At 65.2% G+C, this 17,524-nt stretch carries 18 protein-coding genes; 6 read left to right on the top strand and 12 right to left on the bottom strand.

The window, feature by feature from the left end:
• The first annotated feature begins 161 nt into the window (after positions 1–161).
• From AC2TZ7_RS03850 to AC2TZ7_RS03865, 4 genes are read left to right on the top strand one after another with little or no spacing between them, the layout of a single operon-like run.
• The gene (locus AC2TZ7_RS03850; RefSeq protein WP_083076389.1) at positions 162–1,079 is read left to right on the top strand and encodes an AEC family transporter; all 918 of its coding nucleotides are present in this window, start codon (positions 162–164) and stop codon (positions 1,077–1,079) included.
• A 10-nt stretch (positions 1,080–1,089) separates the two neighbouring features.
• Complete coding sequence (gene fghA / locus AC2TZ7_RS03855) at positions 1,090–1,920, top strand: S-formylglutathione hydrolase (protein WP_489865957.1); 831 nt, start codon at positions 1,090–1,092, stop codon at positions 1,918–1,920.
• Positions 1,917–2,375, top strand: coding sequence for a YaiI/YqxD family protein (locus tag AC2TZ7_RS03860; protein ID WP_078522289.1), 459 nt, complete (start codon positions 1,917–1,919; stop codon positions 2,373–2,375). Before fghA ends, AC2TZ7_RS03860 begins: the two co-directional genes overlap by 4 nt.
• Positions 2,368–2,985: an HAD family hydrolase gene (locus AC2TZ7_RS03865; RefSeq protein ID WP_098409681.1), complete on the top strand. Its 618-nt coding sequence runs from the start codon at positions 2,368–2,370 to the stop codon at positions 2,983–2,985. Before AC2TZ7_RS03860 ends, AC2TZ7_RS03865 begins: the two co-directional genes overlap by 8 nt.
• Positions 2,986–3,027: 42 nt before the next feature.
• Here AC2TZ7_RS03865 and dxs read toward each other — a convergent pair whose 3' ends face one another.
• The 9 genes from dxs to AC2TZ7_RS03910 form a co-directional block, all read right to left on the bottom strand.
• Entirely contained in the window at positions 3,028–4,950 is a 1,923-nt protein-coding gene (dxs, locus tag AC2TZ7_RS03870; protein WP_489865958.1) for a 1-deoxy-D-xylulose-5-phosphate synthase, read from the bottom strand.
• A gap of 19 nt (positions 4,951–4,969) precedes the next feature.
• Positions 4,970–5,836 carry a polyprenyl synthetase family protein gene (locus AC2TZ7_RS03875; protein WP_489865959.1) on the bottom strand — a complete coding sequence of 289 codons (867 nt, stop codon included), beginning with the start codon at positions 5,834–5,836 and terminating at the stop codon, positions 4,970–4,972.
• Positions 5,837–6,073 (bottom strand): exodeoxyribonuclease VII small subunit, encoded by a 237-nt coding sequence (locus AC2TZ7_RS03880; protein ID WP_078522293.1) that lies wholly within the window; start codon positions 6,071–6,073, stop codon positions 5,837–5,839. It lies immediately after the preceding gene.
• A gap of 125 nt (positions 6,074–6,198) precedes the next feature.
• The gene (locus AC2TZ7_RS03885) at positions 6,199–6,594 is read right to left on the bottom strand and encodes a c-type cytochrome (protein ID WP_489865960.1); all 396 of its coding nucleotides are present in this window, start codon (positions 6,592–6,594) and stop codon (positions 6,199–6,201) included.
• A 349-nt stretch (positions 6,595–6,943) separates the two neighbouring features.
• Positions 6,944–7,576, bottom strand: coding sequence for a queuosine precursor transporter (locus AC2TZ7_RS03890; protein ID WP_489865961.1), 633 nt, complete (start codon positions 7,574–7,576; stop codon positions 6,944–6,946).
• An 87-nt stretch (positions 7,577–7,663) separates the two neighbouring features.
• Positions 7,664–8,593: an esterase-like activity of phytase family protein gene (locus AC2TZ7_RS03895; RefSeq protein ID WP_489865962.1), complete on the bottom strand. Its 930-nt coding sequence runs from the start codon at positions 8,591–8,593 to the stop codon at positions 7,664–7,666.
• Positions 8,566–9,462, bottom strand: a complete 897-nt coding sequence (gene mepA, locus AC2TZ7_RS03900; protein WP_489865963.1) for a penicillin-insensitive murein endopeptidase — start codon at positions 9,460–9,462, stop codon at positions 8,566–8,568. The genes AC2TZ7_RS03895 and mepA overlap by 28 nt, the downstream gene beginning before the upstream one ends.
• Positions 9,459–10,814, bottom strand: coding sequence for an MFS transporter (locus AC2TZ7_RS03905; protein WP_078541654.1), 1,356 nt, complete (start codon positions 10,812–10,814; stop codon positions 9,459–9,461). Before AC2TZ7_RS03905 ends, mepA begins: the two co-directional genes overlap by 4 nt.
• Positions 10,815–10,917: 103 nt before the next feature.
• Positions 10,918–11,451, bottom strand: coding sequence for an acyl-CoA thioesterase (locus tag AC2TZ7_RS03910; RefSeq protein WP_098409689.1), 534 nt, complete (start codon positions 11,449–11,451; stop codon positions 10,918–10,920).
• A gap of 127 nt (positions 11,452–11,578) precedes the next feature.
• Between AC2TZ7_RS03910 and AC2TZ7_RS03915 the strand changes: the two genes are divergently transcribed.
• Positions 11,579–11,878 (top strand): YggT family protein, encoded by a 300-nt coding sequence (locus AC2TZ7_RS03915; protein ID WP_075775346.1) that lies wholly within the window; start codon positions 11,579–11,581, stop codon positions 11,876–11,878.
• The gene (gene recQ / locus AC2TZ7_RS03920) at positions 11,878–13,941 is read left to right on the top strand and encodes a DNA helicase RecQ (RefSeq protein ID WP_489865964.1); all 2,064 of its coding nucleotides are present in this window, start codon (positions 11,878–11,880) and stop codon (positions 13,939–13,941) included. The genes AC2TZ7_RS03915 and recQ overlap by 1 nt, the downstream gene beginning before the upstream one ends.
• Here the strand turns inward: recQ and AC2TZ7_RS03925 are convergent.
• The 3 genes from AC2TZ7_RS03925 to AC2TZ7_RS03935 form a co-directional block, all read right to left on the bottom strand.
• Positions 13,938–14,333, bottom strand: a complete 396-nt coding sequence (locus AC2TZ7_RS03925; RefSeq protein WP_489865965.1) for a response regulator — start codon at positions 14,331–14,333, stop codon at positions 13,938–13,940. The two genes, recQ and AC2TZ7_RS03925, sit on opposite strands and share 4 nt — an antisense overlap.
• 14 nt (positions 14,334–14,347) lie before the next feature.
• The gene (locus AC2TZ7_RS03930) at positions 14,348–16,150 is read right to left on the bottom strand and encodes an ATP-binding protein (protein WP_489865966.1); all 1,803 of its coding nucleotides are present in this window, start codon (positions 16,148–16,150) and stop codon (positions 14,348–14,350) included.
• 143 nt (positions 16,151–16,293) lie between these two features.
• On the bottom strand, positions 16,294–17,469 hold the full coding sequence (locus AC2TZ7_RS03935) for an acetyl-CoA C-acyltransferase family protein (RefSeq protein ID WP_489865967.1): 1,176 nt from the start codon (positions 17,467–17,469) through the stop codon (positions 16,294–16,296).
• Between the last annotated feature and the right edge of the window lie 55 nt (positions 17,470–17,524).

Raw genomic sequence — 17,524 nt, forward strand, 5'->3', positions numbered from 1 at the left:
GCGGGACGCTCCGCGGGGGATATTTGAGCCAAGGCGAAGACAGGCGCTTCGCTTTCGGCTTGGCAAAAATATCCCCGCCGGAGGCTTCCCAAGCTTTCCACGGGCGCGCAGACCTCATTCCATAGCTGGCACTTGCCAAAGGCGCATGCTAGCCCTTGGCCATGCTTGAGATCTTTCTGAAGACCTTGCCGTTTTTTGCCCTGATCGGGCTTGGCTGGTTCGCCGGACAGATCCGCTTTTTTACCGCCGAGGCGACCGCGTGGCTGACGAAATTCGTCTTCTACTTCGCGCTCTCGGCGATGCTGTTCAAATTCTCCGCCAATCTCGATCTGGCCGCGCTCGTCGATCCGCAGTTCATCCTCGCCTATCTGACCGGCTCCGGCGCGGTCTGGCTGATCACTTTCGCCGTCGCCAAGGCGCGCAAGCTGCCCACCGCGCTTTCGGCGATGGAGGCGCATACCTCGATGACCGGCAATACCGGTTTCCTCGGCGTGCCGATGCTGGTGGTGCTGCTGGGACCGGCGGCGGTGGGGCCGGTGCTGATGGTGTTGAGCTGCGATCTGATCGTGTTTTCCTCGATCATCACGATCTTCATCACCGCCGCGCGGCACGGGAAGGTCTCGCTCGCGCCGATCGCGCTGGGGCTGGTGAAGAACCCGATGATCGTCTCGATGGTGGCGGGGCTCGCCTGGGCCGGGCTGAAGCTGCCGATGCCGGGCCCGCTGTCGGAATTCGTGACGCTGTTGGGCGCGGCGGCCACGCCGGGCGCGCTCTTCGCCATCGGCGCCTCGCTTGCGGGCAAATCGGCCGAGAAGCCTGCGCCGGCGGTCTGGCTGTCCTTCGGTAAGCTCTTCCTGCACCCGGCCGCGATCGCGATCACCTCGCTTCTGATCTTCGATGTCGACCCCTTCGCAGCAGGCGTGATGATCGCCGCCGCCGCCCTTCCTGTCGCGGGCAATGTCTATATTCTGGCGCAGCATTTCGGGGTGGCGCCGCAGCGCGTCTCGGCCGCCATCCTCGTCTCGACCGCCGTCTCGATCCTCACGGTTCCGGCGGTCATCCATTGGGTTCACGGCTAAGGAGGCTTTGATGAAAACGATCTCGGAAAACCGCTGTTTCGGAGGCGTCCAAGGCGTCTATTCGCACGCGTCGAAGGTCAATGACTGCGAGATGACCTTCGGTCTGTTCCTGCCGCGCGAGGCCGAGGACGGGCCGGTGCCGGTGCTGTGGTATCTCTCGGGCCTGACCTGCACCCATGAGAACGCGATGACCAAGGCGGGTGCGCAGGCGTTTGCGGCCGAGCACGGGATCGCGCTCGTGTTCCCCGACACCTCGCCGCGCGGCGAGGGCGTGGCCAACCACGAGGATTACGATCTGGGGCAGGGCGCGGGCTTCTACGTCAACGCGACGCAGGACCCGTGGGCGCCGCATTTCCGGATGTGGGATTACATTGCCGAGGAACTGCCGAACGCCATCGACGCCGCTTTCGAGATCGACCCCGAGCGGCAGGCGATCACCGGCCATTCGATGGGCGGGCATGGCGCGCTGACGCTGGCGATGTCGCTGCCCGAGCGTTTCCGCTCGGTCTCGGCCTTCGCGCCGATCGCGAACCCGACGCAAAGCGATTGGGGCCGCAAACAGTTCAGCGCCTATCTGGGCGACAGCGAGGCCGCATGGGCCGCGCATGATGCCACGCTTCTGATGCGCGAGCGTGGGTTCGACGGCGAAGTGCTGATCGATCAGGGCGGCTCGGACCAGTTCCTCGATCTGCTGAAGCCCGAGGCGCTGGCCGAAGCGATGGCCGCGCGCCGTCAGCCCGGCACCTTCCGGATTCAGGAAGGTTACGATCACAGCTACTATTTCGTCTCGACCTTCATCCCCGATCACATCGAGTTCCACGCCGAGGCGCTCTGGGCGTGATCTGGGTCGACGCGGATGCCTGCCCGGTGAAGGCCGAGGCCGAGAAGGTCGCGACCCGTCTCGGGGTCAAGCTGATGCTTGTCTCCAATGGCGGGCTGCGGCCCTCGCCCAATCCGCTGGTCGAGATGGTCTATGTCGATCAGGGGCCGGACGTGGCCGATATGTATATCGCCGAGCGCGCGACGGTCGGCGATGTGGTGATCACCAATGACATTCCGCTGGCGGCGAAATGCGTCGAGGCCGGCGCGCGGGTGCTGCGCCCCGACGGCGAGGCGCTGACGCCCGCCAATATCGGTAACGTCTTGGCAACACGGGATTTGATGGCGGATCTGCGCTCTGCCGATCCGTTCCGGCAGGGCGGCGGCAAGCCGTTTTCCAAGGCCGACCGGGCGCGGTTCTCGGATGCGCTCGACCGGGTCGCGCGGGCGGCAGCAAGAGAGGTTAAGAATGGTTAAGGCAGTTATCTTCGATATCGGTAACGTGCTGATCGAATGGCAGCCGGAGCGGCATTACGACCGGATCATGCCGCGCGAGACCCGTGAGCAGATGTTCGCAGAGGTCGATCTGCACGGCATGAATGACGAGATCGACCGCGGCGCGCCGTTCCGCGAGACGATCTACGCATGGGCCGAGAAATACCCGAGCTGGCGCGATGCGATCCGGCGCTGGCACGACGACTGGATCGAGATGGCAGCCCCCGAGATCCCGCATTCGCTACGCCTGATGAAATCCTTGCAGGCCAAGGGGATGCCGGTTTTCTCGCTGACGAATTTCGGGATTCAAAGCTACGATTTCGCGGCCACGCATTACCCGTTCCTGCGCGATTTCGACCGGGATTTCATCTCGGGCCATATGGGCGTCACGAAGCCCGATCCGAAGATCTATCAGATGGTCGAGGAAGCGTCCGGGCTGTCCGGCTCGGATCTGATCTTCACCGATGACCGCGCCGACAATATCGCGACGGCGCACACGTTCGGCTGGAAGACGCATCTGTTCGACGGGCCGGAGGGCTGGGCGCGGCGGCTGGTCGAGGAAGGCTTGCTGGAGGAGGCGGAGGCCGCATAAGTCAAACTTATGCAGCCGCCCCGAAAATAAGGAAAACTTATCTCAGGCGCGTTTCGCGACTGCGACGCCCAGAAGCTCGAGCACCTTCGCCTCGATCTGCGGCGCATCCATGCCCGCGGAGTGATACATGTCCTCGGGCGAGGCGTGGTCGATGAACGTGTCGGGCAGGACCATCGAGCGGAACTTGAACCCGTGATCGAAGACGCCCTGATCCGACAGGTATTGCGCGACATGGCTGCCGAAGCCGCCGATTGCGCCTTCCTCGATGCAGATCAGCGCCTCGTGTCCGGCCACGAGCCGGTCGATCAGATCGGTGTCGAGCGGTTTGACGAAGCGTGCATCGGCGATGGTCGGCGCAAGGCCGCGGGCCTGCAGCGCCTCGCGCGCTTTCAGCACTTCGGCAAGCCGCGTGCCATAGCTGAGGATCGCGACGCGCGCGCCCTCCGCGATCATCCGGCCCTTGCCGATTTCCAGCGGCACGCCTTCTTCGGGCATGTCGACGCCCATGCCTTCACCGCGCGGATAGCGGAAAGCGATCGGGCCGTCATCATACGCTGCGGCGGTGGCGACCATATGGACCAGCTCGGCCTCGTCGGCGGCGGCCATCACGACCATGCCGGGCAGGGACGACATGAAGCCCACATCGAACGAGCCCGCATGGGTCGCGCCATCCGCGCCCACCAGACCGGCGCGGTCGATGGCGAAGCGCACCGGCAGGCGCTGGATCGCGACGTCGTGGACGATCTGGTCGTAGCCGCGTTGCAGGAAGGTCGAGTAGATCGCGCAGAACGGTTTCATCCCCGAGGCCGCGAGCCCGGCGGAGAAGGTGACGGCGTGCTGCTCGGCAATGCCCACGTCGAAACAGCGGCGCGGATAGACGCCCGCGAATTGCTTCAGCCCCGTGCCGTCCGGCATGGCGGCGGTGATGCCGACGATCTTCTCGTCCTTCGCCGCTTCCTTGATCAGGCTTTCGGCGAAGACCTTGGTGTAGCTCGGCGCGTTGGAGGGCGATTTCTTCTGCTCGCCGGTGCTGAGATCGAATTTCGCGGTGGCATGGCCGCCATCGGGGCGGCTCTCGGCCGGGCCGTACCCTTTGCCCTTTTTCGTCAGCGCATGGATCAGCACCGGGCCGGTCGCGCGGGCCTTGAGCGTGCGCAGAAGCGGCAGCAGCTGGTCGAGGTCGTGGCCGTCGACCGGGCCGACATAGGAGAAGCCCAGCTCCTCGAACAGGGTGCCGCCCATGGCGATGCCCTTGAGCATTTCCTTCGCTCGGCGCGCACCTTCCTGGAACGGAACGGGCAGCAGGCCGACCGCGCCTTTGGCGGCGGATTTCAGGTCCTGCAGCGGGGCCTCGGAATAAAGCCGGGTGAGGTAGCTCGACAGCGCGCCGACGGGCGGGGCGATCGACATCTCGTTGTCGTTGAGCACGACGAACATGCGTTTGCCCAGATGGCCCGCGTGGTTCATCGCCTCGAAAGCCATGCCGCCCGACATTGCGCCGTCACCGATCACGGCAATCGCGTCGCCGGTTTCGGCGCCCAGCTCGCGGCCCATCGTGAAGCCGGTCGCGGCCGAGATCGAGGTGGAGCTATGGCCCGCGCCGAACGGATCGTAGGGCGACTCCGAGCGTTTGGTGAAACCCGACAGCCCGCCCTTGGTGCGCAATGTGCGGATGCGGTCGCGGCGCCCGGTCAGGATTTTATGCGGGTAGCACTGGTGGCCGACATCCCAGACGATCTTGTCGCGCGGCGCGTCGAACACGGCATGCAGCGCGACCGTCAGCTCGACCACGCCCAGACCCGCACCGAGATGCCCGCCGGTTTGCGACACGGCCGAGATGGTCTCGGCGCGCAACTCGGTGGCGAGCGTTTTCAGCTCGGGATCGGAAAGGCCTTTCAGATCGGACGGCAGTCGCACCTTGTCGAGGAGCGGCGTGGCCGTTTGGTCGTTCGGGTTATCGCTCATTGGCTGCCCCCTAGGCGCGCTACATCTCGCGGGAGATAACGAAACGCGCAGCGGCCCGCAAGTTTTCCGCTTCCTCGCCGTAAGGCGAAAGCGCGTCGATGGCTTGCTCGATCAGCTCGCCCTCCCGGAACCGCGCGCCGGCGAGGCCGAGCAGCGAGACGAAGGTGGCTTTTCCGGCCTCGGCATCCTTGCCGACCCGTTTTCCGGCGGCCTTTTCGCAACCCGTCACATCTAGGATGTCATCGTGAATTTGAAAGGCCAGACCGACCGCATCGGCGAAATCGCTCAGGGGGCCCTCGTCCTCGCCCGCGAGGATCGCGCCGGTGCGCGACGCGAAGGAGATCAGCGCCCCGGTCTTGCCCGCCTGCAGCGCGGTGATCTGGCTCAGCGAGAGCGGATCGGTGGCACTTTCCGCCGCGATGTCGAGCGCCTGACCGTGGCCCATGCCAGCCGCGCCGGAGGCTTTCGCGAGCGCGAGGCTGAGCGCGATGCGCCGCTCTGCCGGGCCGAGGACGGGATCGGCGCAAAGCTCGAAGGCAAGCGTCTGCAGCACGTCGCCGGTCAGCACGGCGGTGGCCTCGTCCCATTTCACGTGAACTGTCGGCTGGCCGCGGCGCAGATCGTCGTCATCCATGCAGGGCAGGTCGTCATGCACGAGGCTATAGGCGTGCAGCGCCTCGATCGCGGCGGCGGCGGGCATCACCTGCGCCTCCGGGATGCCGAAGATCGCGGCGCTTTCGATCGCGAGGAAGGCGCGCAGGCGTTTGCCGCCCTGCAGCGCGTAATGCATCGGGGCGCGCAACGGCCCCTCGGGCTGGCGCGCCACGGCGGCATCGAGCGCGACCTGAACGGTCGTCTGCACCTCTTTCAAGCGGGGGGCGAACATTTACAGACCTTCGGCGGGGGTCGTGCCTTTCGGAGCGCCGTCGGCATTGAGCGTGATCTTCTCCACGCGCGCCTCGGCCTCTTTCAGAAGCTTGGCGCAATGCTCTTTCAGCTTGGCGCCGCGCTCATAGAGTTTGATCGACTCGTCCAGGGGCACGTCGCCATGTTCCAGTTTGCCCACGACTTCCTCGAGAGCCTTCATCGCCTCTTCGAAGCTCAACGCGTCAATATCGCTCATCAATCTGCATTCCCGGTGATATGTCGTCCAACAAGGCTCTGACGCCCGGGTTCCTGCAAACCATATCCGGCTCGCGGAGTCGAGATCACCCCGCGAGACCAGTGCTATCGTGAACGTCTTATCGCCTATTTCTGAAGCGACTCGAGATAGGTCGCGAGTGAAAGGACGCGCCCGCGCGTGGCCAGAACGTCGGTGTAATACGGCGCACCGTGCCCGCCCTGTTCCATGAACACCTCGCCGAAGACCGGCATCGGCCCGCCATGCGCCCGCACGCCCGTGCGTCCGTCGATGATGTGGATCGCCTTGAGCATCGGGAACTCGCCGTCATTGGCGGCGGCAAGGCCGGTCAGATCGGCGGGTTTCACGTTCAGATATTCGGCCATCGGCCCGGTGCCCGTGCCATCGTCGCCATGACAACTGGCGCAATATTGGCCGTAGAGAGCTTTGCCGACATCGCCGTCCTGAGCGATGGCCGGGGTCGCGGCGAGACAGGCCGCAGCGATGATATAAGTGAAGCGCATGGTGTCCTCCCAAACAAGTTGACGCTTGGGAAGGTTGAGCGCGAAATAGGACCGAGTCGATGATCGACGTCAATGACGAAGGGCGCCCCTTTTTGCTAAGGAACGCCCCACGAAAAGGGCCATCTCTGTTCGAGATGGCCCTCCGAGATCTACGGAGATGGTCCGGTTAGGGTCCGAAGGAACCAGCCGTCCCAGTCAGGGTTTTTTGCCCTAGGGTTTGCCCTCAGGCCACGGCCCCCCTCACTGTCCCGACACCTCTCTCCACTATCACTCTAGACACTGGACCACCTCCTTTCATGCGTTGCCGTTATCCACAGCGTGCCACAGATTTTGTGTGTGGCAAGAAAAATTACGCAATCCTTGGAGAAAGTTTCGTAACAAGTGCCTTGAAAGGCAGCAGCGCGATCAAAGTCAGGGCAAGTTTGACAAGCCAGTCTGCGGTGGCCAGCGACACCCAGAGCGGCACCGTCGGTCCGACGCCCAACAGGGGCAGGGTTTCATTGGCCCAGGACACGTCATTTGACGGCTCGAGGAAGGTCAGCGCGGCCGAGAAGGCGATCGAGAAGAAGATCAGCGTATCGAGCGACGCACCGATCAGGGTCGAGACCGCAGGCGCGCGCCACCAGACGCCATTGCGCAGCTTGTCGAAGACGAAGATGTCGGTCATCTGCGCCACGAGGAAGGCCGCGCCGGAGCCGAGCGCGATGCGCAGCGTGACGGCCGGATAGGTGTAGCCGTCGCCCTGCAGCATGATCTGGCTGCCGATGAGCGAGCAGATCACGCCCACGACGAAACCGGCGGCCACGACGCGGCGCGCAGCACCCGGGCCGTAGACGCGGTTCATCACGTCGTTGACGAGGAAGGCGAAGGGGTAGGTGAAGGCGCCCCAGGTCAGCCAGTCGCCGACGAGGAATTGCACCAGGATGTTCGAGGCCACGACGATGATGGCCATGGCAATGATGCCAGGAATATAGCGGGTCATGATGTTCAACCGTTTTTACATGGTAGCGGAGACATGGCCCGGAACCCTCCGGGCAAGGGCGCGCGATACGCGCTCGAACGCGTTGCGTCAATCTTTTTTGGCGGTGCGGCGCGTGCCGGGCAGGATGTATTCGACGATTTCGGTGCGCTGCAGAAACCGGAAATTGTCGTCGGAAATCATCGTCAGACGGATCGCGCCGCTGTCGTCGCGCCAGACCGCGAGGCCTTCGAGATTGTCGTGACGCCCGGCGCCGGTTTCCAGAAGAACCTCGCCGCCCGAGATCGAGTCGCCGTTGATGTCGAAGACCTGAACGCGCGAGCGGAAGCCCAGAAGCCCCCAGAAGTCGCGCTCCAGCAGGTAGAAGCGGCCATCGGGGCCGAAATCCGCACCGACCGGCAGCCAGTTATCCGAGCGCGGGATGGCGAAGGGCTGATCCCATTTGCCGTCGCGATAGCGCCAGACCGGGTAGGGCCTGTCTTTCGCGCCCGAGCGTTCGGGCATCGTGTAGAGCGTGCCCTGATCGTCGATCGCCAGCGTCTCGAGCGAGGAATTGTTCTGCATCTTCGAGAAAGCATCCGGGCGCGGCAGCAATTCGGCCGGACCGCCGTCGGTCGGGAAATGCGACACCCGCGCCAGCCCCTCGAAGGAGATATAGACCGAGCCGTCCGGCGCCAGCGCCAAGCCCTCGCTGTCGCCTTGATGCCGGTTCAGCACGCGCCCCTTGGAGCTGTGCAGCCAGTTCGGCCCGTCGGTGATCTCGACGTCGCTGATCCGACCCTGCGCGTCACGGTCCAGCTGCCCGCGCCAGATCGTCGTGCGGTCCGACTGGGTGACGAAATCGCGCCCGTCCGGCCCCAGCTCAAGCCCTGAGAACCCGCCGAAGACGCTCACGCCCGGCATGGTCCAGTGAAAGCTTTGCAGGAATTGCGCGCGGGGATGCGGCCCGGCGGGCGCGAGCCCTCCGAGAATGGCCAGCCCCGCACCTGCAATCAGCGCGAGGTGAGAACGGCGCGGCATTGGGAAGGAAGGTCCGACATCACATAGGTTTTCGCGTTTTTCTTCGGCGGCCCTTTCGGCTTGGGCTTGGCCGCGGTCTTCGGCGGGTTGAGGTAATCGGTCACCCACCAGTTCAGCGTCTCGTCACAGCCATCGCCTCCCTTCGACAGCTGCGCCACGGTCGGTTTCTGCGTCTCGCAATAGCGCGCACCGGGCGGGCATTTCAGGCGGACGTGGAAATGGCTGTTGTGGCCATACATCGGACGGATCTTCTGCAGCCATGCGCGATCGTTGCGCGGCACCGTGTTGCACATCGCGATCTTCACGGCGGCGGCCACGAAAATGCGGTCGACGCGCGGATCGGCGGCGGCGTGGCGCATCAGCGCGAGGTGCTGCGGCGTCCAGTTGGAATTGACGTTGCGCTGATCGGCAGTGCGCACCGAGATCGAGGAGATTTTCTCCCGCTGGGCGCGGCTGAGATGCAGGTTCGTCGCGGGCAGCATCCAGATATCGGCGTCGAGCCCGATCTGGTGGCTCGCATGGCCGCCGGTCATCGGACCGCCGCGCGGCTGGGAAATGTCGCCGATATAGAGACCGTTCCAGCCCGGCAGCGAGGCCGCGTAGCGCGACAGGTCCTGCAGGTAGGTCAGCATCGCGGGCTGGCCCCAGTTGCGGTTGCGCGACAGCCGCATCGCCTGCCAGGTCGGCCCGGTCTCGGGCATCCGCTGAAGGCCCGCGGCGCAGCCGCGCGAGTAAAACCCGATGGCCGAGGGCGCCTGCGCCGACGCGTTCGCCTTGGAGCCGAAAAGCTGGCGGGCGAGCGGTTCGGAAAATCCGGGGGTGGCGAAAAGGCTGAAAGAAAGAGCGGCGACGAGGAATTTCGCGATCATGATGAGGGGGGTCCTTCGGGCGCAGGGTCTCCGTGGCTTCTTACGAAGCCTAGCAGGACCAGTCCCAAAAGCAAAAGAACGATGATCGGCGTGATGCCCGTCGACTGATTTCCGCTTATCTGCGTCGTGATCCCGATCGCGAGCGGGGCGATGAAGGCCGTGGCCTTGCCCGAAAGCGCGTAGAGGCCGAAATGCTCGGTGATCTTTTCCGGATCGGCCTGACGCACCATCATCGTGCGCGAGGCCGATTGCAGCGCCCCGCCGCAGGCCCCGATCATCCCACCCAGCACCATGAAGGCGATGTCGGGCAGTTTGCTGTCGGGGGTGACGGCCATTCCGAAGACGCTTTCGCGCGAGATCATCACGATGCCGATTACGACCAGCGTCAGGACCACCAGCGAGGTGATGATCACCGTGCGCGGCCCCCAGCGGTCATCGGCCTTGCCGCCAAGCCACGCGAAGGTCGCCCCGGTGATCGTGCCGAGAATGCCGAACAGGCCGATCAGCGTGATCGACCAGTTCAACACGCCCGCCGCATAGAGCCCGCCGAAGGTGTAGATGCCGTTGAGCGCGTCGCGATAGAACATCGAGCTGAGCAGGAACGAGGTCAGCGAGCGCCGGCGCGGCAGCGCCTTCAGCGTCGCGCGCAGTTCCGGCCAAGCGCCGCGCAGCGCCGTGCCGATGGGCAGTGCGTCGGGTTTGCGCGGCTCGCGCACCCAGAAGAAGAAGGGGATCATGAAGACCGCATACCAGATCGCGGTGAGCGGCCCGACCGCACGGGTATCCTCGCGCGTGGCGACGTCGAGGCCGAAGAGCGGGTCGATCCCCAGCATCGTCTTGCCGGTCGTCGGGCTCGCCTGCAGCAGCAGAAGCATGATGAACAGCGTGATCATCCCGCCGATATAGCCGAACGCCCAGCCCGAGCCGGAGATCCGCCCGATCTCTTCGCGGGGCCCGAGGTCAGGCAGGATCGCATTGGTGAAGGTGGTCGCGAATTCCATGCCGATCATGCCGATGGCGAAGCTGATCATGATCGCCATCAGCTTGAAATCGCCCGGCACCGCGTACCAAAGGCCCCAGGCACCCAGCACATACATCACCGAGAAGACCCAGATGAACGGCATCCGCCGTCCCGAGCGGTCCGCGACCGCACCCAGGAAGGGCGAGCCGAGCGCGATCAGGATCCCGGCGATGCCGACGCCGTAGCCCCAGACGGTCTGCGCCGCCGTGCCCGAGCCCATGAGGTCTTTCACGAAGGGGGCGAAGATGAAGGTGACCAGCAGGGTGTTATAGGGTTGGCTCGCCCAGTCGAAGAACCACCAGCCCCAGATGCGTTTCTTCGCCGTGATCATGTCGCCCTCTCCCCGCCGCGCCAGTAATTGCGGCGATCAAGCCCGAAAAGGGACGATCTGGCAAGGGGTTCGACGGGTTAGGCAGGCCGCGCTGGCGGCAGTGTTACATCTGCGGCGGCCAGGGGCGCATGTGGTCGGCCTCGGCCCAGGCGGTCACAAATTCGGGAAGTGGCGGCGAGGTCGCGTCCTGCCCCATCTCGGCCAGAACCTGTGCGGGCGGGATCATACCTTTCTTGGAGGTCACCGCGCCGCGGATCAGCACATGCGAGGTGCAATCTCCGTCCTTCGTGAACATCGCATGCTCGAGCCAAATCCAGCGATCGTCCCAGCCGAGGCAGCGCGAGCGCATCTCGATTTTCTGGAACGCCTGCACCCGGCGGCGATAGCGCGTGGTGTTCCCGGCGACCACGATGCCCCATTTGTTGCGCTTGAGCGCATCCCAGAGCCCGGTACGGATCGCGAGCGGGATCCGCCCCAGATCGAAGAGGGTCAGCGTGCGCCCGTTGTTGAGCTCCATCCACAGGTCAATGTCCCACGGCCAGCAGATATGCTGGCTGACATGGGTGCCCGTGATCGGCAACGCCGGGGCGTTGCGGAACTTCACGATCTCTTTGGCCATGCGGATAACGGGATACATGCGCCAAGAGGTGCTGCGCCGCAGCGGGGCGGTCAAGAGAGACGTTACGGAAAATGCGCGCCAGCCTGCGGTTGCAATGGGGCTGCGCCTCGCTTACCTGTCTTTGCGATCCAAAGCGGAGGTTTCGATGGTCACGCTCTTTCAGGCCCTGGTGCTGATCCTGAACGTCATCTGGTTCGTCATGATCGCCCATATCATTATGAGCTGGCTGATCAATTTTCAGGTGCTGAACCTGCGCCAACCCTTGGTGGCGCAAATCTGGTTCGGCCTGAATAACCTGCTGGAGCCGATCTACGGGCGCATCCGGCGCTTCCTGCCCGACACGGGCGGGCTCGATCTGGCGCCGCTGGTGGCCTTCATCATCCTGATCATCATCCGTCAGGCGCTGTTCAACAACGCGGCCTTCTTCTACGGCAACAGCTTCTGATGCCTGCGGCTGCGGCAGCCGAAGCCCCCGCAGAGCTACTGGCGCGGGTCTGGGGGTTCGACGCCTTCCGGCCCGGTCAGGAAGAGATCGTGCGCGCGGTGATCGACGGCCGGAACGTGCTGGCGATCATGCCGACGGGTGGCGGGAAATCCCTGTGTTATCAATTGCCTGCGCTGGCGCGCGAGGGCGTGACGGTGGTGATCTCGCCGCTGATCGCGCTGATGCGCGATCAGGTCCGCGCGCTGCGGCAGGCGGGCGTCGAGGCGGGCGCGCTGACCTCGGGCAATACCGAAGAAGAGACCGAAGAGGTCTTCACCGCGATCGATGAGGGGCGGCTGAAGCTTCTCTACATGGCGCCGGAACGTCTGGCCTCGGGCGGGGCGCAGCATCTGCTCAAACGCGCGGGCGTCAGCTTGATCGCGGTGGACGAGGCGCATTGCGTCAGCCAATGGGGCCATGATTTCCGCCCCGACTACCTGCGTATCGGCGAGCTGCGCCGTAGCCTCGGCGTGCCGCTTGCGGCCTTCACCGCGACCGCCGACGAAGAAACCCGGACCGAGATCGTCACGCGTCTGTTCGACGGCCAGCCCCCCGAGAGCTTCCTGCGTGGCTTCGACCGGCCGAATATTCATCTGGCGTTTTCGCCCAAGGATCAGCCGCGCCAGCAGATATTGCGCTTCGCCGCCGCGCGCAAAGGGCAATCCGGCATCGTCTATTGCGGCACGCGGGCGAAGACCGAGGCTTTGGCCAAGGCGCTGAGCGAGGCCGGGCATCTGGCCTGTCACTATCACGGCGGGATGGAGGCCGATGACCGCCGCGCCGTGGAGACCCGGTTTCAGCGCGAAGACGGGCTGATCGTGGTGGCTACGGTCGCCTTCGGGATGGGCGTGGACAAGCCCGATATCCGCTGGGTCGCCCATGCCGATCTGCCGAAAAGCATCGAAGCTTACTATCAGGAGATCGGCCGCGCGGGTCGCGATGGCGCCGCCGCCGAGACGCTGACGCTTTACGGGCCCGACGACATCAAGCTGCGCCGGTCCCAGATCGATGAAGGGCTCGCCCCGCCCGAGCGTAAGGAGGCCGATCACGGGCGGCTGAATGCGCTGCTGGGGCTGGCGGAGGCGACCGAATGCCGCCGGGTGAAGCTGCTGCGCTATTTCGGCGAAGAGGCCGCGCCCTGCGGCCATTGCGACCTGTGCGATACGCCGCCCGAGCTGTTCGACGGGACCGAGGCCGTGCGCAAGGCGCTGTCTGCCGCGCTGCGCTCGGAAGAACGGTTCGGCGCGGGGCATCTGATCGAGATCCTGCTGGGCTCACAGACCGACAAGATCAAGCAATGGGGCCATGACAAGCTGCCGACCTACGGGGTCGGGCGCGATCTGAGCCGTCCGCAATGGCAGGCGGTGTTCCGGCAGATGATGGGGCATGACCTGATCCGGCCCGACGCATCGCGGCACGGCGCGCTGGTGATGACCCAGACCGCGCATCCGATCCTGCGCGGCGAGCAGTCGATCACCCTGCGCCGCGATCTGGTGGCGAAGGCGAAGACCAAACATGTGGTCAAGACGCTGGTGAGCGACGACGACGCGCCGCTTCTGTCGGCGCTGAAGGCGAAGCGGCGCGCGCTGGCCGAGGCGCAGGGCGTGCCCGCCTATGTCGTCTTCACCGACCGCACCCTGATCGAGATGGCCGAGAAACGCCCCGGAACGCTCGACGAGATGGCCGGGATCAGCGGTGTCGGTGCGAAGAAGCTGGAAAGCTATGGCACGGAGTTTCTGGAGGTGATCGCGGGCGCGGTGGAAGAGATGCACCCGCTGCGCCGCAAGCTGGCAGGCTCGACCGAAGGCGAGATTTACGACCGTCTGGCCGATGCGCAGCGAAATCTCGAACGCGGCGCGGATGGCTATGATCGCCCGCTCTCCTGCTCGGCCTCGACGATCCGCAAGATCGCCGAGACGAAGCCGCGCTCGCGCGATGACCTCGCCCGGATTTCGAATCTGCCCGAGGCGAAGCTCGACCGCTTTGCCGAGGCGTTCCTCGCGGTGCTGGCCGACTACCGCTAAGCCGGTTGGTCGATCGCGGGCGGGCGCGCATCTGCGGGGCGGTCCGACAGGATGCGTTCGGTAATCTCACGCTTTTTCAGGGGCTTGGTCAGGTAGTGGTCGATCCCGGCGGCAAGGATACCCTCGCTGTCGCCCTCCATCGCATGGGCGGTCAGCGCGCAGATCGGCACATGCGCGGAGCCTTCCGCGGCCCGGATTTCGCGCGCCGCCTCGCGCCCGTCCATGCCGGGCATCGAGATGTCCATGAAGATCAGATCGGGCTGGAAGCTGCGCCACAGCGCGACCGCCTCGTGGCCGTTATTGGCGAAGCGCAGATCGATATCGAGATCCTTCACCATCTTGGAAAAGACCAGCTGATTGGTGCGGTTATCCTCGGCGGCGAGGACGCGCATCGCGCGCCGCTCGGTCAGGTCCGGCGGCGGGCCGGGGGGGGCGGATCAGCCGTGGCATCGGCCACCCGCGACAGGTCCTGCAATGCGCGGAACAGTTCCGAGCGCAGCACCGGTTTTTGCAGGCAGCCGGTGATGCCCTCGGCCATCGCGGCCTTCGCAGCCTCGGGATCGGAACTGAGCAGCAGGATCGGCACGTCGCCGCCACCCGCCCGCAGCCTCTGTGCCAGCGCGACCCCGTCGAGTGCGGGCATTTGGTGATCGGTCAGGATCACGTCGAAGGCGCTGCCATCCTCGATCACCTGCAACGCCTCCTCGCCGGAGCGGCAAAGCGTCACCTCCAGCCCGTAGGTCTGCAACTGCCGCTCCAGAATGACGCGATTGACCAGAAGGTCGTCGACCACCAGCGCCGCGCGCAGCGTGATCGGCGGGGAGGGGGCGTCGATCGGCTCGACCGGTTCGGCGCGGGGCAGCACCACCTTTAGGCCGAAACACGAGCCTTCGCCGGGCGCGCTGTCCACCCAGACCTCGCCGCCCATCAGCTCCACCAGTTGGCGGGTGATCGCGAGGCCGAGGCCTGTGCCTTCGAATTTGCGATTGCTCTCGGCCTCGACCTGATTGAACTCGCCGAAGACGTGATCGAGCAGCTCGGGCGCGATGCCGATGCCGGTGTCTTCGACCGTGATGTGCAGCTCGTAGTGACCGGCCTCGCGTTCGACCCCCACGACGCGGGCGAGGACATGACCGGCATCGGTGAATTTAACCGCATTGCTCAGAAGGTTGGTCAGGATCTGCCGCATCCGCCCGGGATCGGCCTCGAACCGGGTGGGCAGGAACAGGTCGTAATCCACCAGCAGCTTCACCTCGCGTTCCTTGGCGGAGGGCTGCAACAGCACCATCACCTCGTGCAGGCAGCGTTCGAGATCGAAGGGTTCGGGGTAAAGCCGCATCCTCTCCGCCTCGATCTTCGAGTAATCCAGCACGTCGTTGATGATGGTCAGAAGCGCCTCGCCCGAAGACCGGATGGTCTCGGCGAACAGGCGCTGTTTCTCGGTCAGATCGGTCTCGGCCAGCAGGTCTGCCATGCCGACGACGCCGTTCATCGGGGTGCGGATCTCGTGGCTCATATTGGCGAGGAAGGCGGATTTCGCGCGGTTCGCCGCCTCCGCCCGGTCGCGGGCTTCGCGCAGTTCGACCTCGCGCGCGACGGCGCCGGTGATGTCCTGTGCGAAGGTGACCAGATCGCCCTGCGCGCCCCATGTGTCGTTGAGCCGGAACCAGCGGCCATCCTGCGTGCGTAGCTCCATCGGGGGGATCTCGGTGCGGCGGATGCGTTCGCACATCTCGAAATGCCAATCGAGCGGGTCGCGCCCCTGCAGATCGAAGAAGCCGCTCTCTGCCGCGATGCGCGTCACCTCGTCATAGGAAACGCCGAGGCCGATTGCGATTTCCCCTTCGAAAAAGCCCAGAAACAGTTGGTTGGCGGCGACGAGGCGCAGGTCGCTGTCGAAGACCGCGAAGCCGTCCGAGATCGAATTGACCGCATGCCAGAGCCGCGCCTGCGCGATCTGGGCGAGCGAATTGGCCCGTTCGAGATCGTTGCGCACGCGGCTGTTCTCGCCCAGCAAGGTTTCGCGTTCGCTGAGCGCGCGGGCGAGGCCCTCGCGCTGCTCCACCACCTGATCGGAGAGCATGCGCGCGTGCTGGGCCAGCTTCTGGTTGGCGGCGAAAAGCTCCTGGCGCTTCTGCTCCAACAGCTTTTCCGCCGCGAGCCGTCCGCGGCGTTCCTGTGCCAGTTTCTCTGCGATCGCCTTGTGCATGGACGCGGCAAAGCCCCCCGTATGGTCCGGGAGGCAGAGTTGCAGTGCTGCGTGAAAGGCGGGTTAACCGCGATGATGGGCGGGCGGGAAAATCCTTAAATTGCTATGGATTGCCCGCCCGCTTGAGCCTCAAAGATCGGGTCTCAGAGACGCTCGATCGACAGCGCGATGCCTTGGCCGCCACCGATGCACATGGTGACGAGGCCGTGCTTGCCGCCGGTGCGCTCCAGCGCGTGCAGCGCCTTCACGATCAGGATCGCGCCGGTGGCGCCGACCGGGTGGCCGAGCGCGATCGCGCCGCCATCGGGGTTCACCTTCGACGCATCCAGACCCAGCTCGCGCGAGACGGCCAGCGCCTGCGAGGCGAAGGCTTCGTTGCTCTCGATCCAGTCGAAATCGGAGGCCTCCATCCCGGTCTTTTCCAGCAATGCGCGCACGGCGGGGATCGGGCCGAGGCCCATCACTTCGGGGCGCACGCCCGCGATGGCGTAGCCGGTGATCTTGGCGCGCGGCGTCAGGCCCGCCTCTTTCGCGGCCTCTTCGCGGGCCAGAACCAGCGCCGCCGCACCGTCATTGATGCCCGAGGCGTTGCCCGCCGTGACCGAGCCGTCCTTCTGGAAGACCGGCTTGAGCGAGCCGAGCTTCTCGAGGCTCGTCTGTTTCGGGTGCTCGTCGGTATCGAAGACGGTCGTGCCCTTGCGCGAGGTGATCTCGACGGGGGCGATCTCTTCCTTGAAATGGCCCTCGGAGATGGCCTTGGCCGCGCGCTCCTGGCTTTCCATCGCGAAGGCGTCCTGCTCTTCGCGCGAGATCGAACACTCGGCGGCCACGTTCTCGGCGGTCACGCCCATATGGCCGGTGCCGAAGGGGCACGACAGCGCGCCGGTCATCATGTCGAGCATCTTCGCGTCGCCCATCTTCTGGCCGAAGCGGGCGGCGGGCAGAATATAGGGCGATTTGCTCATCACCTCGGCGCCGCCGGCCAGTGCGAAATCGGCATCGCCCATCATCAGCATCTGCGCCGCCGAGATGACCGCCTGCACGCCGGAGCCGCAAAGACGGTTCACGTTCATCGCGGGCGTGCCGACCGGGACGCCTGCATTCACCGCCGCCACGCGGCTGAGATACATGTCGCGCGGTTCGGTGTTGATGATATGGCCGAAGACCACCTGACCGATCTTGTCCGCCGACACGCCCGCCCGCGAGATCGCCTCTTTCGAGACATGGGTGGCGAGGTCGATCGGCGCGAAGCCGGACAGCGTGCCGCCGAACGTGCCGATAGGCGTGCGGGTGCCGGAGAGAATGACGATACCGGTCATGGGTAGCCTCCAATGTTTGGGTCGGCGAGAGGGTAGCGAATGGGCTGATCCCGCG

It is taken from the genome of Thioclava sp. ISO4 (assembly GCF_058105145.1).

Excerpts from the sequence above, each read along its gene's own strand:
- AC2TZ7_RS03850 (WP_083076389.1), top strand. The coding sequence starts at position 162 with ATGCTTGAGATCTTTCTGAAGACCTTGCCGTTTTTTGCCCTGATCGGG.
- fghA (WP_489865957.1), top strand. The coding sequence starts at position 1,090 with ATGAAAACGATCTCGGAAAACCGCTGTTTCGGAGGCGTCCAAGGCGTC.
- AC2TZ7_RS03865 (WP_098409681.1), top strand. The coding sequence starts at position 2,368 with ATGGTTAAGGCAGTTATCTTCGATATCGGTAACGTGCTGATCGAATGG.
- dxs (WP_489865958.1), bottom strand. The coding sequence starts at position 4,950 with ATGAGCGATAACCCGAACGACCAAACGGCCACGCCGCTCCTCGACAAG.
- AC2TZ7_RS03875 (WP_489865959.1), bottom strand. The coding sequence starts at position 5,836 with ATGTTCGCCCCCCGCTTGAAAGAGGTGCAGACGACCGTTCAGGTCGCG.
- AC2TZ7_RS03880 (WP_078522293.1), bottom strand. The coding sequence starts at position 6,073 with ATGAGCGATATTGACGCGTTGAGCTTCGAAGAGGCGATGAAGGCTCTC.
- AC2TZ7_RS03885 (WP_489865960.1), bottom strand. The coding sequence starts at position 6,594 with ATGCGCTTCACTTATATCATCGCTGCGGCCTGTCTCGCCGCGACCCCG.
- AC2TZ7_RS03890 (WP_489865961.1), bottom strand. The coding sequence starts at position 7,576 with ATGACCCGCTATATTCCTGGCATCATTGCCATGGCCATCATCGTCGTG.
- AC2TZ7_RS03895 (WP_489865962.1), bottom strand. The coding sequence starts at position 8,593 with ATGCCGCGCCGTTCTCACCTCGCGCTGATTGCAGGTGCGGGGCTGGCC.
- mepA (WP_489865963.1), bottom strand. The coding sequence starts at position 9,462 with ATGATCGCGAAATTCCTCGTCGCCGCTCTTTCTTTCAGCCTTTTCGCC.
- AC2TZ7_RS03905 (WP_078541654.1), bottom strand. The coding sequence starts at position 10,814 with ATGATCACGGCGAAGAAACGCATCTGGGGCTGGTGGTTCTTCGACTGG.
- AC2TZ7_RS03910 (WP_098409689.1), bottom strand. The coding sequence starts at position 11,451 with ATGTATCCCGTTATCCGCATGGCCAAAGAGATCGTGAAGTTCCGCAAC.
- AC2TZ7_RS03915 (WP_075775346.1), top strand. The coding sequence starts at position 11,579 with ATGGTCACGCTCTTTCAGGCCCTGGTGCTGATCCTGAACGTCATCTGG.
- recQ (WP_489865964.1), top strand. The coding sequence starts at position 11,878 with ATGCCTGCGGCTGCGGCAGCCGAAGCCCCCGCAGAGCTACTGGCGCGG.
- AC2TZ7_RS03925 (WP_489865965.1), bottom strand. The coding sequence starts at position 14,333 with ATGCGCGTCCTCGCCGCCGAGGATAACCGCACCAATCAGCTGGTCTTT.
- AC2TZ7_RS03930 (WP_489865966.1), bottom strand. The coding sequence starts at position 16,150 with ATGCACAAGGCGATCGCAGAGAAACTGGCACAGGAACGCCGCGGACGG.
- AC2TZ7_RS03935 (WP_489865967.1), bottom strand. The coding sequence starts at position 17,469 with ATGACCGGTATCGTCATTCTCTCCGGCACCCGCACGCCTATCGGCACG.